Below are 17,371 nucleotides of genomic sequence, written 5' to 3'. Positions count from 1 at the left end.
CGCGCTATTTTTGTTGCATAACGCTTATTTTTCTATGCAATAATGCGCGTGTCTAGTTTTGTTTCAAAAGTCAAACCAGTAGTGTTTAATAGAACGTATGTTCGATAGTATTGTGATGTTTGTTTTAATGGTGGTTGCTGTTGTAATAACCGCCATTGTTGTGCTGGCTATTGTTAAGCGCAACTATGGAACGCAAGGCGTTAATGGCGTAAGTCAACGCGAATTTAACGAATTGCGCTCGCAGTACGAGCAAGCGCGCGCTCAAGCTCAAGAAAATGGCAATCAGGCTATACGATATCGCACACAATCAGAGCAGCTTGCTGAGCGATTAAAGTTTGTTGAAGCAGAACTTGCTAAAGCGCAGCAAGCAGAACAATTGCGAGTGAATCGCGAAGAACAATTGCGAGCAGAACGAGAAGAACGCGAACGGTTAAATCGTGAAAAAACTTTGAAAGAGCAAGGCAAAGTCTTGGAAGCGCTTGCTCCAGTAAAAGACAATCTCGAAGCTTTGAAGAATAAAGTTTCGCAGATTGAAGAAGGCCGCAAGCAAGAAATGGGTGTGCTGAGCACTCAGCTTAAAGGCTTAAGCGAGCAGCAAACAAGGCTTGACCGCGAAACAAGTTCGCTTTCTGCAGCATTGCGAAATAACAAGGTTCGCGGAGCTTGGGGCGAGGCTCAGCTAAAGAATATTGTGGAATCCGCAGGCTTGCTTGAACATGTTGATTTTGATACGCAGGTTGTTGTAACAGGAGTGAATGGTGAGCAGCAGAGGCCAGATATGGTTGTGCATCTGCCAGGAGGCAAAACAATTCCAGTTGATGCAAAAGTTCCGTATGCGGATTATCAGCGCGCTTGCGAAATCCCAGATGACGCAAGCGACGAAGAATTAGCTAGAAGAAGTGAGCTTCTAAAAGCGCACGCTAAGGCTTTGCGAGAGCACGTTAGAGCATTAGGAGCTAAAGCATATTGGCAGGCTTTTGAAACAGCACCAGACTTTGTAGTTGCATTTATTCCAAACGAAGCATTGCTTCAGGCGGCCCTTGAGGCGGATCCAACACTTATGGATGATGCTTTTGCGCAAAAAGTAGCCCTCACTTCCCCAGTTACCTTGTGGGCTGTGCTTAAGTCTGTTGCATACGCATGGCAGCAGCAAAGTCTTACAGATGACGCAAAAGAACTTTTCGATTTATCTCGAGAATTGTACGATCGCTTTGCGGTTCTTGGAGAAAATGCTTCAAAGCTTGGCGTATCTTTGGCAAGAACAGTCGCAGCTTACAATAAGTTTGCTTCCTCACTTGAGTCTAGAGTGTTGGTAACAGCGCGTAAACTTCAGAAGTTAGACCAAAGTAAAGTTATTGCTTCAATAGATCTTATAGATTCCGATAAAGCTGATGTTAAAGAGCTGAGCGCTCCAGAAGTATCAGTAGAAGATCATTAAGCGTAAAAACATTAAAGCATAAAAAATTGAAGAACTCTAAACGCTAAGGAGTGCAAAAATGACAGAATTACAAGAGGAACGCGCGGAACTTAAACGCATGCTTTATGCAGATATGAGCGCGAAACCATTTAGCGAACTGTTTTCTGTTACATTTGCTCAGCGCGGCTCTAAGCTAGTTGGTGATGTTCTTTTTGACTCAATTGAGAAAGCTGGGTATTCGTTAGAGCGCGATGTTGACGCTGTTGGTGCGTTAACTGCCGCTGCAGTTCCAATGGTTTTTGCACTTATTCATGCTGCAGAACGTAAAGGAATTGCACTCGACGGCTTTGTTATGGATTTTGTTTTTCCTGCAACAAAAGGTCCGTCTGTTAAAGGCAAGCGAGTATTGTTACTTGACTCTTGGCTCTCTGAAAAATCGTATGTTCAAACTTCTTCGCTTGTGACTTTACGACACGGAAATGAATTAAGTCTTGATTTTGGCATTGTTAATCAGCAAGGCGCGCAAATTCTTGCTATAGTTGCATTAATTGGTGGTGTTGACGCCGACGAACAAGGCACAAGGCATCTTCAATTAGTAAATCCAATAAGTGAGGAGAGTACTAAAATGGCATTTGTTCAAGCTTTCGATGAAGAAGAATTACGTGCAGATGCAGATCGCGACGATTGCTGCAACGACAACTGCTGTGGCGGTCATTGCGAGGTTAAATGCACTGGTGATTGCAAGCATGATGGTTGCACTGAGCCATGCTGTGAAGATAACTGCTGCGGTGGTCATTGCAAAGTAGAGTGCACTGGTGATTGCGCTCACGATGGTTGCACTGAGCCTTGCTGTGAAGACAATTGCTGTGGCGGTCATTGCAAGTCAGGTTGCACAGGCGATTGCGCAACTGACGGCTGCCAAGATTAGTTGCAATTACTAGCTGCCAATACTAAGAAAAAGTATTAAACGGAGCAAAACTCACACATGCACGAACCGAATCCAATTACTTTGGCTGCAAAAGCTTCCGATGAGCCAGAATTTCGACCTATAGGAGTTGGCCCATGGGAAGACGAGCATCCAGGTGAACCTCGTCCAGATAATCCAGAATCGCCAAATTATGATGCGCGGTTTAGCACTGAATTACTAGACGAAGGCGACCAGCGTAACGTTTTAGACCGTTACCGGTACTGGAAAGTAGAAGCCATAAAAGCGGATCTCGATTCTAAAGGCCGTCATGAGTTTGAAGTAGCTGTAGAAAATTGGACTCACGATTTTAATATAGGCTCTATGGTTCGCACTGCAAACGCGTTTACTGCGAAAAAAGTGTATATCGTAGGGCCTCATAAATGGAATCGTAAAGGCTCGTTAATGACCGAGCTATACCAATACGTTGAATGCTGCCCAACTATTGAAACTCTAGTAACTAATTGGCGCGAAAATATGCTTAAAGAAGCAGAAGAAGCGCATCAACTTTTGCTTAAAGCACAAGCAGAAGGCAATAAAGAAGCCGAAAAAATCGCAAATATTAAGGAACAAGACGCTAAAAACGCGCGCGTTATAGCGCTCGACATTATTCCAGGCGCTGTTGCTATGGAAAACTACAAGTTCCCTAAACGTTGCCTTATGCTTTTTGGCGCGGAAGGTCCAGGTCTTTCTAAAAAAGCACTAGAGATGGCGGATGACGTTGTTTATATTTCGCAATTTGGCTCTGTTCGCTCTCTAAACGCAGGAGCTGCTGCGGCTGTTTCCATGCACGCGTGGATTGCGCAACATGCAGCACCAAATTGCTAAATATTAATTAAAATTCAACAGTCTGTACTCATAAACGCTTACATTTAATGTGTATTTTTTTTTATTTGTGATACTGTTAAGCTATGTTAGAATTCCAACATATTACAAAGCGTTTCGGCGCAAAAACAACGCTTAACGACGTTTCTTTCGTCGCCGAAGACGGTAGAGTCACGGGCTTTTTAGGTCCTAATGGCGCTGGTAAATCTACTACCATGCGTTGCGCGTTAAATCTTATTCACGCCAATAGTGGCACTTCTCTTATTGACGGAAAACCTTACGCAAAAATCGCATCCCCAATGACGGAAGTTGGAGCAGTTCTTTATGCAAAGTCTGCCCACAGAGGTCGTTCCGCTTACAATCACTTGTATTCATTGGCTTTAACTCATGGAATATCAAAAAAGCGCGTTGACGAAGTGATTGATATTACTGGATTATCAAGTGTTAAAACCCGCAAAGCAGGTTCGTTCTCGCTTGGCATGAGCCAGCGTCTTTCGATTGCTGCAGCGCTTTTAGCAGACCCGCACAATCTCATTTTGGATGAGCCAATTAACGGTTTGGATCCAGAAGGCGTTAAGTGGGTTCGCGAATTGTGCAAGTATTACGCAAGCCAAGGTCGAGCAATACTACTTAGTTCGCACTTAATGAGCGAAGTTGCGCTTACTGCAGATAACCTTGTGATTATTGCGCATGGCGAAATTTTGAAGCGTACAACAGTACAAGATTTTGTTAATGCACATTCGCAGCACGCTGTGCGACTTGTGACTCCAGAAGGCGAAAAGCTAAAGTCTGTGCTTGCTCAAAATCATCCTGAATGCAAGATTTTGCAAGATGTTCGCACTCCTCAAGACGTTCAAGAAGGCGAGCTCCTCAGAATAACAGGATGCGAGCTTAATCAGCTTGCTCGCGAAATTGCAGATAATCAAATCATGGTTTATCAGCTGAATCAAGAGCATGCATCGCTTGAGGAAGCATATTTGGCTCTTACGCATGGCCAAGAGCAGTACGTGACTAGGACTATTCCTTCCGGAAACTTAAATCCTGCTGAGCAAAGTGTAGCTCAATTTAATAATCAGGGGAGTGCAAAATGAGTGAGCAAGTAGCAAATCAGCAAGTGCAATTGGCTGAATCTAACGCACACCAATCTAATGCATATCAATCTAACGCATACAAGACTGGCCGTAGCATGAACGCTCAGCACTTACGCCTTACATTTATGCACACGCTTAAATCTGAAATTGTTAAGCTGCGCGGACTTGCGTCTACGTGGTGGTGCATGGCATTAACAATTGTTTTGCCAGTAATTTTCAGCTTTATAATCGCGCTTGTGCAGAAAGCAATGTCTAAAGTTGACATTAAGAATGGAGCAAATCAAAGTAAATCAAGCGCTGCAATTACTGTTGGACCGAGCGATAAAAGTGACCTTATTGCATCTCAAGAAAGCATTTTCCGCTTGGTCGTTAGCTTTGCTTCTATATCTTTGATTGTTTTGGCGATTTTTGCAGTGCTTGCTGTAACTGCGGAACATTCTACGACTTCAATTCAGGCTTCTCTTACGGCTGTACCTAAAAGGGGTATGTTCTTTACGGCTAAGTTTATTGCGGTTGCAATCTATGTTTTTGTAGCCCAACTTATTGCAATGGCAGTTTCTTTAGCTGCTGCAGAATTAGCTTTTATGGGAGATAACATTTCCGGATTATCGGGAAGCAACGTGTGGAAATTGCCGCTTACTCTGTTCCTTGGCTCTCCTGCAATTATGGTTGTTGTGTCAGCAATGGCCTACGGTTTTGGCATGATTTGCAAGTCAACTGCTGGCGGAATTATGTGCGTTATTGGAGCCGTGATGATTCTGCAGGCCATTGTTAGCATTATTATGCTTGCAAGCAATTTTGCGAAGTGGACTTCAATACTTATTCAGATTTTGCCAGGCAATGCTGCAAGCCAATTCTTAGGAGTCTCCGCTAGTTCTGGGCGGCAACTTCCACCAAACGCATATGTTTTTACATGGTGGCAATCAGGCTTGGTGGTTCTCGCTTGGGGCGTAGTCATGTATGCAATTGGCCACGTTGTTGAAAAACATCGCGATATTTAACTACAAATAATATTTAGCAAACAACAAGGGCTTTATCTCGTAACCGACTACAAGATAAAGCCCTTAATTGTATTCACTTATATTTAATTTATTATTTATTAAATTATCTTTATTAAGTTATTTTTTGAAATTGTGATAAGTATCAGTCGTTCTTCACAGTTTCAGCAACTCGTGGCCACAAGGTGGTGCCCCAGTTCTTGATTGTGCGCTGGCGAACCAGTGGCAAATCGGAACGGTCATATACTGTACGCCATGGTTCCCAAGCCAAGCCGGTCTTCTCAACAAGCTTGATGCGGAGGTTACGCACATTGCCCTTGAACTGAATAGTGGTGTTGAAGTGAGCTGTACGATACTTGCCATTGCCTTCCCAAGCGCGAGAACGCACGTAAGGAGTGCCGTCAATTTCGGTGCCGTACTCATCCCAGTAGATGTAGTAGCGAGCTACGTAAGCTCCACGGTGATCCAAAGTCAAGTAGCCGTCGCGGTAGGAAGAAACCTTGGTTTCAACGTAATCGCTATTGGTTTGCAAAGTTGCTACTTCGTTATCCTTGACGAAGGAAGTGGTGTAAGCAATTGGAACTGCTGGGCTGGAGGTGCTCAAATTTGCGCCTTCTTGAATCAAAGCCTTCAACGTGTCGACGTTGCCGGTAATAACCTTGGCTGCACCGTTTGCGCTGCCGCCGAGAATTACAGCAGTTACAGAAGTGTTCTGCAAAATGCGGTGGAACTCGGTATTTGGCTTGATTTCAACACCCTTGATTGCAGCTTCAACAGCAGCCTGGAAATCGGTGCTCTTGCTGCGGGTGTCGAACTTTACGTACATTGAACGGCCGTAAGCTACGTTGGACACATATACTGGCGGACGCTTGCTGTCTACTCCGCGGCTCTTCAAGCTTTCTGGCGTAGTGCATGGTGCGAAGAAGTCAGCTGGGCTATCTGGAGCATCAACACTTACGGTGTAGTAGGTCTGCTTGAAGTTCACAATTTGAGTCTGCTTTTCGCCCTTGTGCACAGCGTCGAAATCAATCTTCAGCGGAACGCCAATCTTGGCGAAATCAGCACCAAACTTTGCCTTGAGCTGGTTCATGCTTTGTGCGCTTGCAGAATCGTACTGCATGCGAGCTGCAACATGATGGCTTGCAGCGTACTGTGCATTCCACTTGGAAACTAAGCCGTTCACTGTGGAAGTTACAGAGCTCTTGGTTGGGCGCTGAACAGTTACAGCACTTTCGCCGCCGTGGAAGCCTGGCAAATCAACGCTCAACGTGATTGGAGCGCGGTTTGCGGAAATCAGGCTTGGCATATTGTCCATCAAATTCTGGTCAGCGCGGAAAAGAGCACCTGGGTATACGCGATCATCGTTGGCGGAAGTAACCGACAAGTTTGAAGTTGTATTTGTGATGTTCTTCTTCTGATGCTCAACAACAACGAATTCATCGCCCTTGTTGAAGCTATCGCTAGAGAATTTGTTGTCAATGGTTTCGCCATGACGGGCGAGAATGTTTGTTTTATCGTATTGCAAATCCCACAAATAATTATTCAACGAGTCCTTCTTGGCTGCGCAAGATGCGGTTGGCTCAGAATCCTTAGCTGCAGGAGCGGCCATTGCTGGTGCTGCTAAGCATTGTGGAATAATAGTTGCGCCCGCGAGGAGCAACATTGCTGCATTACGGTAGAACTTTGTGTTATTCATATGTGTCCTTCAATTTTATATTTTATGTTATTTTTTATGAGATACCGTAACTTATTTGCTTCTATGCATGGAATGCTTCGCTGCATTAGCTTAATATCTCATAGCATTTAATTATTACATGCTTTTTTATTTCTGGGATAGTGAAATAAAACAAATTTTTTTATTCTGCAAATAAACGTATGAAGAAGGTTGGAATGCCAACATTCTTTTATTGAATTATTTCCATTTCATGGCGTGTTGACATGCATAGACCCTCGTCTTCACTATTTTATACTCGTTAATTTTATGAAAACTGTATGTGATAATAATTGTTATTTCGCTTATTGTCTCACTAATAAAATTTTTTTAATATTACACATAATTTTCCCTAGAAAATATGGATCGACAATCATGTTCTAAAATTGGGAAAATATTTCTACAGTAACGTGTGTAAATCTTTTATCAATATTGCTTTTTTCTTCTATAAGAAGGTCACGCATCACACATATAGTTGAGGTTATGCCAACATTCACACGCGAAGAAATTGAGCATCTGGGCGTTCTATCCCAGATTGCGCTTAGCGACGAAGAAATCAGTCGCTTGCAAGGCGAATTAAACGTCATTGCAGAATCTATTAACAAAGTGCAGGAAGTTGCTGGCGAAGATGTGCCACCTACTGCAAATCCAGTACCTCTTGAAGCGTATTTGCGCCCAGACGAGCCTGCTACGCCATTGACTCAAGAAGAAGCGCTTTCTGGCGCTCCTAGAAGTGAGTCTGGCATGTTTGTAGCACCTCGAATTTTGGGGGAGGAATAAACATGACTAATACTCAAGATTTAGTAAAGCTTTCTGCTGCCGATATGGCAAAAGCTGTAAAAGCTAAAGAAGTTTCTAGCCGCGAGCTTGTTGAAGCTCACTTGGCAGTAATCGAAGCAGCCGAGCCAGAAATCAAAGCATTCTTGCATGTTTCTGCAGATGTTGCACTTGAACAAGCAGACGCTTTTGATAAAAAGAATGCTAATGGCGAAGCCGAAGGCTTACCTGAGCTTGCAGGCGTTCCAATTGCCATTAAAGACATGATTGTTACTAAGGGCATTCCTACTACTGCAGCATCTAAGATTCTTGAAGGCTGGGTTCCACCTTACGATGCTACTGTTATTGAAAAGCTCAAGGCAGCTGGCATGCCAATTCTTGGCAAGACTAATTTGGATGAGTTTGCTCAAGGTTCTTCTACCGAGCATTCTGCTTATCAAACTACTTGCAATCCTTGGGATACCGAGCGCGTTCCTGGCGGCTCTGGCGGCGGCTCTGCAGCTGCAGTTGCTGCATTCGAGGCTCCTATTGCTTTGGGTACAGATACTGGTGGCTCCATTCGCCAGCCAGGCGCTTTAACTGGTACTGTTGGCGCAAAGCCAACTTACGGCGGAGTTAGCCGTTTTGGCGCAATCGCCATGGCAAGCTCACTAGACCAGATTGGCCCTGTTTCTCGTACCGTTCTTGACTCTGCACTTTTGCAGGAAATCATTGGCGGCAACGATAAGCGCGATTCAACTTCGATTCCTGCTCCTGTTCCTCCAATGGCTCAGGCTGCGCGCGAGGGTGCTCGCCGTGATTTGAAGGGCGTAAAGGTTGGTCTTGTTAAAGAGCTTAGCGGCGAAGGCTTCCAGCCAGGCGTTGAAGCACGCTTTAATGAGGCTGTGCAATTGCTTAAAGATATGGGCGCAGAAGTAACAGAAGTCTCCTGCCCTCACTTCCCTTACTCGCTATCTGCATACTACATAATCATGCCTTCCGAAGTTAGCTCCAACTTGGCTCGCTACGACGGAATGCGCTACGGTTTGCGCGTAATGCCACCAGCAGATAAGCCTCAAACTGCTGCAAACATGATGGCTGCAACTCGTGAAGCTGGCTTTGGCGACGAAGTAAAGCGCCGTATTATTCTTGGCACTTACGCACTTTCCGCCGGCTACTACGACGCTTGGTATGGCTCTGCGCAAAAGGTTCGTACGCTTATTATTCGCGACTTTGAAGAAGCGTTTAATAAGGTAGATGTTCTAGCCTCTCCAACAAGCCCTACAACGGCATTTAAGTTTGGCGAGAAGATGAACGATCCACTTTCCATGTACATGAACGATATTGCTACGATTCCTGCAAACATGGCTGGCGTTCCAGCTTTGAGCCTCCCAGCTGGCTTAAGCGACGATGGCCTGCCTGTTGGCATTCAGATTATTGCTCCGCAATGCCATGATGAAAAGATGTACAAGCCTGCAGCAGCGTTGGAAGTAGCGCTCGAAGAAAAGTGGAGCGGTCCAATCTGGAAGTCGCTTAAAGCTGGTTGGCTCGATTCATTGGCTAAGTAAAGTGAAATAAAGCTTAAGTAAGAAGGATTCTCATGGCTGAAAAACTTATGAAATACGCCGATGCTGTGGAGCAATTTGACCCAGTTTTCGGCTTGGAAACTCACGTTGAGCTTAGCACGCGCACAAAGCTGTTCTGCCCAGCAGAAGTATCTTTTGGCGGCGAACCAAACACTCAGCTAACACCTGTAAGCCTTGGTTTGCCAGGCTCTTTGCCAGTTGTAAACAAGACTGCAGTTGATTACGCGATTAAGCTTGGCTTAGCGTTGCATTGCGAGATTGCCGAGTGGAGCCAGTTCGCTCGTAAAAACTACTTCTACCCAGATATGCCTCGCGATTACCAGATTTCCCAGTACGATAAGCCTACTAATGGCAACGGCTACTTGGATGTTGAGCTGGAAGATGGCACTGTGTTCCGCGTTCCGATTGAGCGCGCTCACATTGAGGATGACGCTGGCAAGAACACTCACGTTGGCGGCGCAGATGGCCGAATCGAAGGCGCAAATCATTCTTTGGTTGATTACAATCGCGCAGGCGTACCTTTAATTGAGATTGTAACTAAGCCAATCGAAGGTGCGGGTAGCCGCGCTCCAGAAATCGCAGGCGCATACATGCGCGCTATTCGCGATATTGTTCGCGCGCTTAACATCTCCCACGCTCGCATGGAGCAGGGCAATATGCGCGCAGACGTAAACGTTTCGCTCCGCAGAAAGCCAACCGATCCATTCGGTACGCGCTCGGAAACTAAGAATGTGAACACATTCCGCGGAATCGAAAAGACGCTTCAATACGAAATTCGTCGCCAGGCTGCTATTTTGAGCGAAGGCGGCGAGATTTTGCAGGAGACTCGTCACTGGGATGAGGCAACTCAGACTACTGCTGGCGGCCGAGTAAAGTCCGACGCCGACGATTATCGCTACTTCCCAGACCCAGATTTGGTCATGCTTCACATCACTAAGGAGCATATTGAGCGCATGAAGGCACAAATGCCAGAAATGCCTCGCGAGCGCCGTAACCGTTTGCAAAGCGAATGGGGCATTAGCGATCTTGAAATGCGAGATATTCTTAACGCGGATGCTCTTGATTTGGTTGAAGAAACCGTTAAAGCTGGTGCAACTGCAGCAGGTGCTAAGAAGTGGTGGCTTGGTGAGCTTGCTCGCGAAGCAAACACTCGTGGCGTAACTTTGGAAGAATTGCCTATTACTCCGCAAGATGTGGCGCAAGTTGAAAAGCTAATTGCAGACGGTAAGCTTAACGATAAGCTCGCTAAGCAAACTGTTGCTTGCGTTTTGGCTGGCGAGGGCAAGCCTGATGAAGTTGTTAATAAGCACGGATTCAAGGTTATGAACGATGACGGCGCTTTGGAAGCTGCTGTTGACGCTGCTCTTGCAGCCGATCCTGAGGTTGCAGAAAAGCTTAAGGCAGGCAATATGAAGCCGATGGGCGCGATTATTGGTGCTGTTATGCGCGCAACTAAGGGTCAGGCTGATGCTAAAGCTGTTACTAAGATTGTAATGGCAAAAATCAAGGGCTAGTTTAGATTAGCTTTTACTTTGCACTTTTTGCGCTTTATGCTTTGCGTGTTAACTTTGTGTTTTATAGCATTGTATAGGGTGCAAAAAGTGCGATTTTATAACGCGGTTTTTACTAATCGCTGTAGCGCTTTTTGTAAGCTTTTGTAACACGTAAGTCGATTGTACGAAAAAGGTGAATATGCAAGGATTCAATGCTGATTCTACAAGCCACCGCGAGTTGCCAGAAAATATTACGATTCCGCCAATCCGCGGCGAAATGGCACGTCTTAGGCCAGCAACAATCGAAGATTTGGCGCAAATGGACGCATTGCATGCTTTTGATGGAGCAGCCGTTATAACAGGCAAAGATTCGCAATCGGAGCGCGCCATGGTTCACGCGTGGGTGAATCGTTCGGCGCAATGGTCTTCGGATGGAAGCACTGAGGCAAAATCTAATCATGATGCCGCCTCTAGCGACGCCCAATCGCGCCCAACAATCGCATGGTCAATTGTGCCAGATTTTATTGATGACTCCGAAAACATCAATGGAAATATTATTGGAATGATATTTTTGATTGACATTGACGGTTGGTCTAAATCCGCTAGGATTCAAGTGATTCTAGGACGCGATTATAGGGGTCGTGGATATTCTAGAGACGCAATGCCTAGAGTTATGACTTACGGTTTTGCACCAAGCGAGGTTGGCCTTGCTTTGCACAGAATTTGGGTTGGCGTTCCTGCAACAAACACGCGCTCGCTTTCCGTGTACCAGTCGCTTGGCTTTATGAAAACGGGAACAGCTCGCGATGCACTTTGGGATTCTCAAAGCCAAAAGTATCAAGATTTTGTTGTAATGGACACTCTTGTAGACGAGTACGATGCGATTCGCTCGCTAGACGCTTTTGGACTACACGTTATTGAAGATAATCCTGGAGTTTGCGAGGCCTTAAGCGCGCACGAACATTCGATTGCAATCCCAGTTAAAAATGGCGATTCGCGCAAGTCGCAAGCAACCGAACAAGCCGAGTCTAGTGTTAAGCAGACAGGCGATTCCTCTAAGCGCGCATGGTGGCGTATTATAGGACGAGGCCGCAAGCGTGCTCAAGAAGACGACGCAGCGAATAAAGCTGCATCAAATACGCAAATCACGCCAACGGAAGGGAAGCAATGAGCGCCGAAGACCTCGACAATTACGAAACAGACGCCGAACTTGCGTTATACAAGGAATATCGTGACGTTATTAAGCTTTTTACGTACGTTGTAGAAACAGAGCGCCGATTTTACTTGGCAAATAAGGTTGATTTTAACGTGCGCTCCGCAGGTCAAGACGTGTACTTTGACGTTCAATTAACAGACGCTTGGGTGTGGGATGTTTACCGACCTTCGCGATTTGTAAAAAACGTTAGAATCGTTACTTTCAAAGACGTAAACGTGGAGGAAGTTCAAAAAACGGATATCGATATTCCAGAATCTATCGCGTGATAAGAGTATGCTAGTAAAGCTACGTTTAGATTTTAATACAGATACGTGCTTGCAATTTTGCGTTTTTGACTTTATAAAGCGGTTTTTAGTTATGGAGGAAAATTGGCTGATACACAATCCCAGAAACAATCTGTAGTGATTATTGGTGGCGGTCCGGCAGGGTTGACGGCAGCTTGGGAGCTTGTAAAAGATGGCGGCTCTAGCCGCTACGATGTGACTGTTCTTGAGGCAACCAGCGAGTTTGGTGGCATTTCTCGCACCGTAAAATACAACGGAAACCGCATGGATATTGGCGGACACCGATTCTTCTCTAAAGACGATCGCATTATGCAATGGTGGCGAGATATGCTGCCTCTTCAGGGCGCTCCTTCTTACGACGATAAGAAGCTTGGCAGGCATCACGATTTAGAGGCTGGAGGCCCAGATCCAGAAGTCGAAGATGAAGTTATGCTTAAGCGTCATCGTGTTTCTAGAATCTTCTGGAATCATCATTTCTTCGACTACCCTATTTCTCTTTCTGCGTCCACCTTGCGAGCTATGGGCTTTGTGCTAACAATGAAGGTTGGTTTTAGCTACCTTTGGTCCATGATTCACAAGTTGCCAGAAACAAACCTCGAAAACTTCTACATTAATCGCTTTGGCAAAAAGTTGTATTCCATGTTCTTTGAGGGCTACACCGAGAAGCTTTGGGGAAGGCATCCAAGCCAGATTTCTGCCGATTGGGGCGCTCAGCGCGTTAAAGGCTTGAGCATTGTTGAAGTTTTGAAGAACGCTATTTCTAAGCTTATGCCTAAGAATAATGCAAGTCAGAAAGAAGTTGAGACTTCTTTAATTGAAGAATTTTGGTACCCTAAGCTTGGTCCAGGTCAGCTTTGGGAGACCGTTGAACGCCGCTGCCGCGAAAATGGAGCCACTGTTTTAACAGGATCTAAGGTTGTTGCCATAAAGCAAGCGGACGGCAAGATTTGCAGTGTTGTTGTTGAAAATCAAAATGGAGAGCGCAGTGAGCTTCGTGCAGATCAGTTTATTTCGTCTATGCCAATTAAAGATTTGGTTGCGTCTATTGAGCAAGGCGCAGATGGCGATGCAAATGCGGAAGTTCCACAAGACTTGCAAAAAGTTGCATCTGGTTTGCCTTACCGCGATTTTGTGACTGTTGGCTTGCTTGTTAAGCGCATGCGTTTGCGCAACACTACAGATATTCCAACGCTTGGCAACCCTCCTATTGTGCCAGATTGCTGGATTTACGTTCAAGACCCTGGTTACAAGGTTGGACGTTTGCAAATCTTTAACAACTGGAGCCCATACCTTGTTAAAGATGTTGATAATACTGTTTGGATTGGCCTTGAATACTTCTGCAGCGAAGGCGACGATTTTTGGAATATGAGCGACGAAGAAGCTCGCAAAAACGCCATTGACGAGTTGATTCGCATGCAAGTTATTGACAGCGAAGACGACGTTTTAGATGCTCATCGCGAACGCGTTCCAAAGGCCTACCCTGCTTACTTTGATACTTACGCTCAAATGCCTGATCTTGTTAAGTACTTAGACGGTTTTGGCAACTTGTATTGTGTTGGTAGAAATGGCCAGCATCGCTACAATAACCAGGATCACTCAATGGCAACTGCTATTGAAGCTGTTCAAAACATCAATAGTGGTAAGAAGTCTAAAGATAACGTTTGGTCTGTTAATACCGAAAAATCGTATCACGAAAAGAAGTAGCGTCTGTAGCGTATTCGCGTATATCGCGCATATAGTGCATACCCTGCCGCGCGTGTTGTTGTGAGTCTTACGAGTGTAGTAGCATACATTTATCAGCGACTAATACACATTGATATGTGTTTGTCGTTATATTCACAACGGATTTTCCGTAATCTTCCACGTAAAGCTCCAAGTAATCTATCTTGGAGTTAGGGAAAGGCATAACTGTGGCAACAAGCCAAAATCTTGATGATATGAAGCTTTCGGAGCTTAAGGATCTTGCGAAGCAAATGGGTCTACGCGGTACGTCTACAATGCGCAAGCCAGATTTGGTTGCTACGCTAACTGCTGCGCGCAATGGTGGGGATGCTCCAGCTGGTGTTAGCGTTCATGTTCCTAAAAGCACTTTACGAATAAATCGTGTTTCTCAAGGCGACGACGAAACGCAAAACAATTCATCTTCTTTTGAACTCCGCTCGAGCATTGACACGAATCGCGATTTTAATGATTCTTCTGATTCAAGCGATGCAAATAGGAGTGAGCGTCATCGCAATTTTGCGCGCGACAATCAGTCTCATCGCTATCGCAAAGAAAACTCTACAAATGTTACGAGAGAAGATAATACTCGTACAAATGCAAGTGCAAACACTGAACAAAATAATGGTAGTAGTTTTGCTAAAACAGACGAAGTGGATGCTAATTTAGATCAGATTCTTGCCACTTTGCCAAGCGAAAAGTCTTCTGCTTCAAGTGCTAACCGCAATTCGGAATCGCGCAGAATGCGTATGTCTAATCGCTCTAGCGAAGAAAATGATTACGATTCTAAAGCAGACAGATCTGATAGATTCCAGCGCAGAACGCGACGCACTAGAGACGATTACGATTCTAAAGCGGAACGTGCTGAACGTGCGGAACGCTCCGAGATTCGCGAAGAGCACGAGATTCACGAGCAAGCTCCACGTCGCGAAGAGCCAAAAGAAGAGCTTGTTCCAGTTGCTGGCATTGTAGATGTGCTTGAATCTTACGCATTTGTGCGCACTTCTGGCTATTTGCCTGGACCAAATGACGTTTATGTTTCTATGAGCCAAATCAAAAAGTACGGCTTACGCAAGGGAGATGCGGTTCAAGGCTCTATTCGCGCTCCTCGCGAGGGAGATCGCAGGAATCAGCGTCAAAAGTTCGTTCCTTTGCAAAGTGTTGACAGCATTAACGGCATGAGCGTAGAAGAGGCTCAAAATCGCCCACAATTTGCTAAGCTCACACCTTTGTATCCGCATGAACGCTTAAAGCAAGAGACTACGCCAAATCGCATGCTTGGCAGAATCATTGATCTTGTGGCGCCTATTGGAAAGGGTCAGCGTGGTTTGATTGTTTCGCCTCCTAAGGCTGGTAAAACAATCACTTTGCAAAATATTGCTAACGCGATTGCTGTTAACAATCCAGAAGTACATTTGATGGTTGTTCTTGTAGACGAACGCCCAGAAGAAGTTACCGACATGGAGCGCACTGTTCAAGGCGAGGTTATTTCTTCTACATTTGACCGCCCAGCATCAGACCACACTACTGTTGCAGAGCTTGCGATTGAGCGTGCTAAGAGGCTTGTAGAGCTTGGCCAAGATGTTGTTGTTCTTCTTGATTCCATGACTCGCCTTGCTCGCGCATACAATATTGCTGCTCCTGCTTCTGGCCGTATCCTTTCTGGCGGCGTAGATGCTCAAGCGCTTTACCCTCCTAAGAAGTTCTTTGGCGCAGCACGAAACATTGAAAATGGCGGCTCTTTGACTATTATTTCTTCTGCTTTGGTGGAAACTGGTTCAAAGATGGATGAAGTTATTTTCGAAGAGTTTAAGGGCACTGGAAACATGGAGCTTCGCTTGAGCCGCGATTTGGCAGACAAGCGACTGTTCCCAGCTGTAGATATCAATTCTTCTGGCACGCGCCGCGAAGAGTTGATCACTCCTGCTCAAGAGCTGCCGATTATTTATCGATTAAGACGATTGTTTGGCGGTTTGGAGCCAGAACAGGCTTATCAGACTTTGGTGCCGCGCTTAAAGAAGACTGCTTCTAATCGCGATTTTCTTGCGGCTATTGTTCAGCAAGCCAACAATTCCACAAATGGCGGAACAGGCGCAATCGCGTAAAATTTAAGCGTAAAATTTACGTATAAAATAAAAATCTAAAATCTAAATTAAAATGCCTCTTGATTTAATAATCTGGGGGCATTTTTAATAATCTGATACACAAAAAATAGAATGGTCAAAAGTTTATATATGTAAACATGTGTTAAATAATGTGAAAAACCGTGATTTTTTATCTAATTTTGTTCTTTTTCATTAAAAAATACGATACGATTGAAGAGACTGCAGGGGGCGCAGCTAAAGTCGAAGAAGCAAAACAAAGATTTTGGTGGCGCTGTATGAGGATGGAGATCGCATGACGGGAAACTCTCATAGGATTGAAAATAATATTCCTTCTGGCTTAGAAACCAGCGCGAGCACAGTTGCTCCGATAGATTCTACGGATGCAATTATTGTAGATATTCTTGAGCACGATGGCCGTGCAACATTAACCAAGCTAGCTAAAGCTTCTGGACTGTCTGTTTCCGCTGTGCAATCCAGAGTTCAAAAGCTCGAGCGCAAAGGAATCATAACTGGATATCGCGCTTTGATTGACTACGAGCGCAGAGGCTTGCCAGTAAGCGCATTCGTTGCGGTTACGCCTCTTGATTTTGAGCAAGAAGCTTCCGTTCCAACCAAATTGAAAGACATTGACGGCATTGAAGCATGCTATTCGATTACTGGAAGCCCAAGCTTTATGCTTGTTGTTCGCGTTGCAACTCCTAGCAAGCTAGAAGAACTAATCAACACAATTCATCGTGTTGTTCCAGTTAGCACAGAAACAACAATGGTTTTGCAAACTTATTTTGACTAAAAATAGCATGTTCAACTTTTCTAAAGAGTCGATTGACGCGCGCAAAGATTTTGATGGATCAGATTGCAGCAATTGCAATGATTGCAGTGATTATAGTGATTGCAACGATTCAATGAATGAGATTTTTGCGCTGCGTCAGTCGATTGACAATATTGACAATGCAATTGTTTCGCTTCTAGCAGAGCGCTTTAAAGTTACGGAAAAAGTCGGAGAAATAAAAGCTCGCGCAAATCTTGCTACAGAAGATAAGTCTAGGGAAAATCGCCAGGCGAATCGACTTAAAAAAATTGCTGAGGAATCTGGATTAAAAGAAGAAATCGCACTAGAGTATCTACATTTTGTAGTAACGGCCGCAAAAAAGCGTCATCAAGAAATCAAAAATAATCAAAAATAGTTAAAAATAGTAAAATCTAGCA

Annotated in this window: 15 protein-coding genes; 14 read left to right on the top strand and 1 reads right to left on the bottom strand. The window is 44.8% G+C overall.

Annotation, left to right across the window (positions count from 1 at the left end; genetic code table 11):
• Window positions 1–97 precede the first annotated feature (97 nt).
• The 5 genes from NYP65_RS04705 (at window position 98) to NYP65_RS04685 (ending at window position 5,298) form a co-directional block, all read left to right on the top strand.
• Window positions 98–1,438, top strand: coding sequence for a DNA recombination protein RmuC (locus NYP65_RS04705; RefSeq protein ID WP_473410692.1), 1,341 nt, complete (start codon window positions 98–100; stop codon window positions 1,436–1,438).
• A gap of 58 nt (window positions 1,439–1,496) precedes the next feature.
• Window positions 1,497–2,345, top strand: a complete 849-nt coding sequence (locus NYP65_RS04700) for a hypothetical protein (protein ID WP_004114126.1) — start codon at window positions 1,497–1,499, stop codon at window positions 2,343–2,345.
• Between the two features lie 57 nt (window positions 2,346–2,402).
• Window positions 2,403–3,209 (top strand): TrmH family RNA methyltransferase, encoded by an 807-nt coding sequence (locus NYP65_RS04695; protein ID WP_004114127.1) that lies wholly within the window; start codon window positions 2,403–2,405, stop codon window positions 3,207–3,209.
• An 83-nt stretch (window positions 3,210–3,292) separates the two neighbouring features.
• Window positions 3,293–4,297, top strand: coding sequence for an ATP-binding cassette domain-containing protein (locus NYP65_RS04690; RefSeq protein ID WP_473410691.1), 1,005 nt, complete (start codon window positions 3,293–3,295; stop codon window positions 4,295–4,297).
• Window positions 4,294–5,298, top strand: coding sequence for an ABC transporter permease subunit (locus NYP65_RS04685; RefSeq protein WP_004114129.1), 1,005 nt, complete (start codon window positions 4,294–4,296; stop codon window positions 5,296–5,298). Before NYP65_RS04690 ends, NYP65_RS04685 begins: the two co-directional genes overlap by 4 nt.
• A 142-nt stretch (window positions 5,299–5,440) precedes the next feature.
• Here NYP65_RS04685 and vly read toward each other — a convergent pair whose 3' ends face one another.
• Window positions 5,441–6,991: a cholesterol-dependent cytolysin vaginolysin gene (vly, locus tag NYP65_RS04680; protein WP_004574832.1), complete on the bottom strand. Its 1,551-nt coding sequence runs from the start codon at window positions 6,989–6,991 to the stop codon at window positions 5,441–5,443.
• A gap of 498 nt (window positions 6,992–7,489) precedes the next feature.
• On the opposite strand from vly, the gene gatC reads away from it, so the two are divergent.
• From gatC to NYP65_RS04635, 9 genes are all read left to right on the top strand, one after another.
• Window positions 7,490–7,786, top strand: coding sequence for an Asp-tRNA(Asn)/Glu-tRNA(Gln) amidotransferase subunit GatC (gatC, locus tag NYP65_RS04675; RefSeq protein WP_004114131.1), 297 nt, complete (start codon window positions 7,490–7,492; stop codon window positions 7,784–7,786).
• A 2-nt stretch (window positions 7,787–7,788) separates the two neighbouring features.
• Window positions 7,789–9,330, top strand: a complete 1,542-nt coding sequence (gene gatA / locus NYP65_RS04670) for an Asp-tRNA(Asn)/Glu-tRNA(Gln) amidotransferase subunit GatA (protein WP_020759386.1) — start codon at window positions 7,789–7,791, stop codon at window positions 9,328–9,330.
• Between the two features lie 32 nt (window positions 9,331–9,362).
• Window positions 9,363–10,862: an Asp-tRNA(Asn)/Glu-tRNA(Gln) amidotransferase subunit GatB gene (gene gatB, locus NYP65_RS04665; RefSeq protein WP_473410690.1), complete on the top strand. Its 1,500-nt coding sequence runs from the start codon at window positions 9,363–9,365 to the stop codon at window positions 10,860–10,862.
• 178 nt (window positions 10,863–11,040) lie between these two features.
• Window positions 11,041–12,012, top strand: coding sequence for a GNAT family N-acetyltransferase (locus tag NYP65_RS04660; RefSeq protein WP_473410689.1), 972 nt, complete (start codon window positions 11,041–11,043; stop codon window positions 12,010–12,012).
• Window positions 12,009–12,323 carry a DUF2469 domain-containing protein gene (locus NYP65_RS04655; protein WP_004105898.1) on the top strand — a complete coding sequence of 105 codons (315 nt, stop codon included), beginning with the start codon at window positions 12,009–12,011 and terminating at the stop codon, window positions 12,321–12,323. Before NYP65_RS04660 ends, NYP65_RS04655 begins: the two co-directional genes overlap by 4 nt.
• Before the next feature lie 102 nt (window positions 12,324–12,425).
• The gene (locus tag NYP65_RS04650) at window positions 12,426–14,045 is read left to right on the top strand and encodes an NAD(P)/FAD-dependent oxidoreductase (protein WP_473410688.1); all 1,620 of its coding nucleotides are present in this window, start codon (window positions 12,426–12,428) and stop codon (window positions 14,043–14,045) included.
• A gap of 206 nt (window positions 14,046–14,251) precedes the next feature.
• The gene (rho, locus tag NYP65_RS04645) at window positions 14,252–16,165 is read left to right on the top strand and encodes a transcription termination factor Rho (protein WP_473410687.1); all 1,914 of its coding nucleotides are present in this window, start codon (window positions 14,252–14,254) and stop codon (window positions 16,163–16,165) included.
• A 292-nt stretch (window positions 16,166–16,457) separates the two neighbouring features.
• Window positions 16,458–16,955 carry an Lrp/AsnC family transcriptional regulator gene (locus NYP65_RS04640; protein WP_004132301.1) on the top strand — a complete coding sequence of 166 codons (498 nt, stop codon included), beginning with the start codon at window positions 16,458–16,460 and terminating at the stop codon, window positions 16,953–16,955.
• A 7-nt stretch (window positions 16,956–16,962) separates the two neighbouring features.
• Entirely contained in the window at window positions 16,963–17,349 is a 387-nt protein-coding gene (locus NYP65_RS04635) for a chorismate mutase (RefSeq protein ID WP_016795473.1), read from the top strand.
• The last annotated feature ends 22 nt before the right edge of the window (window positions 17,350–17,371 follow it).

The sequence above is a fragment of the Gardnerella sp. c12Ub_1 genome, from assembly GCF_055804375.1.
This window is presented reverse-complemented; position numbering and strand designations above follow the sequence as displayed.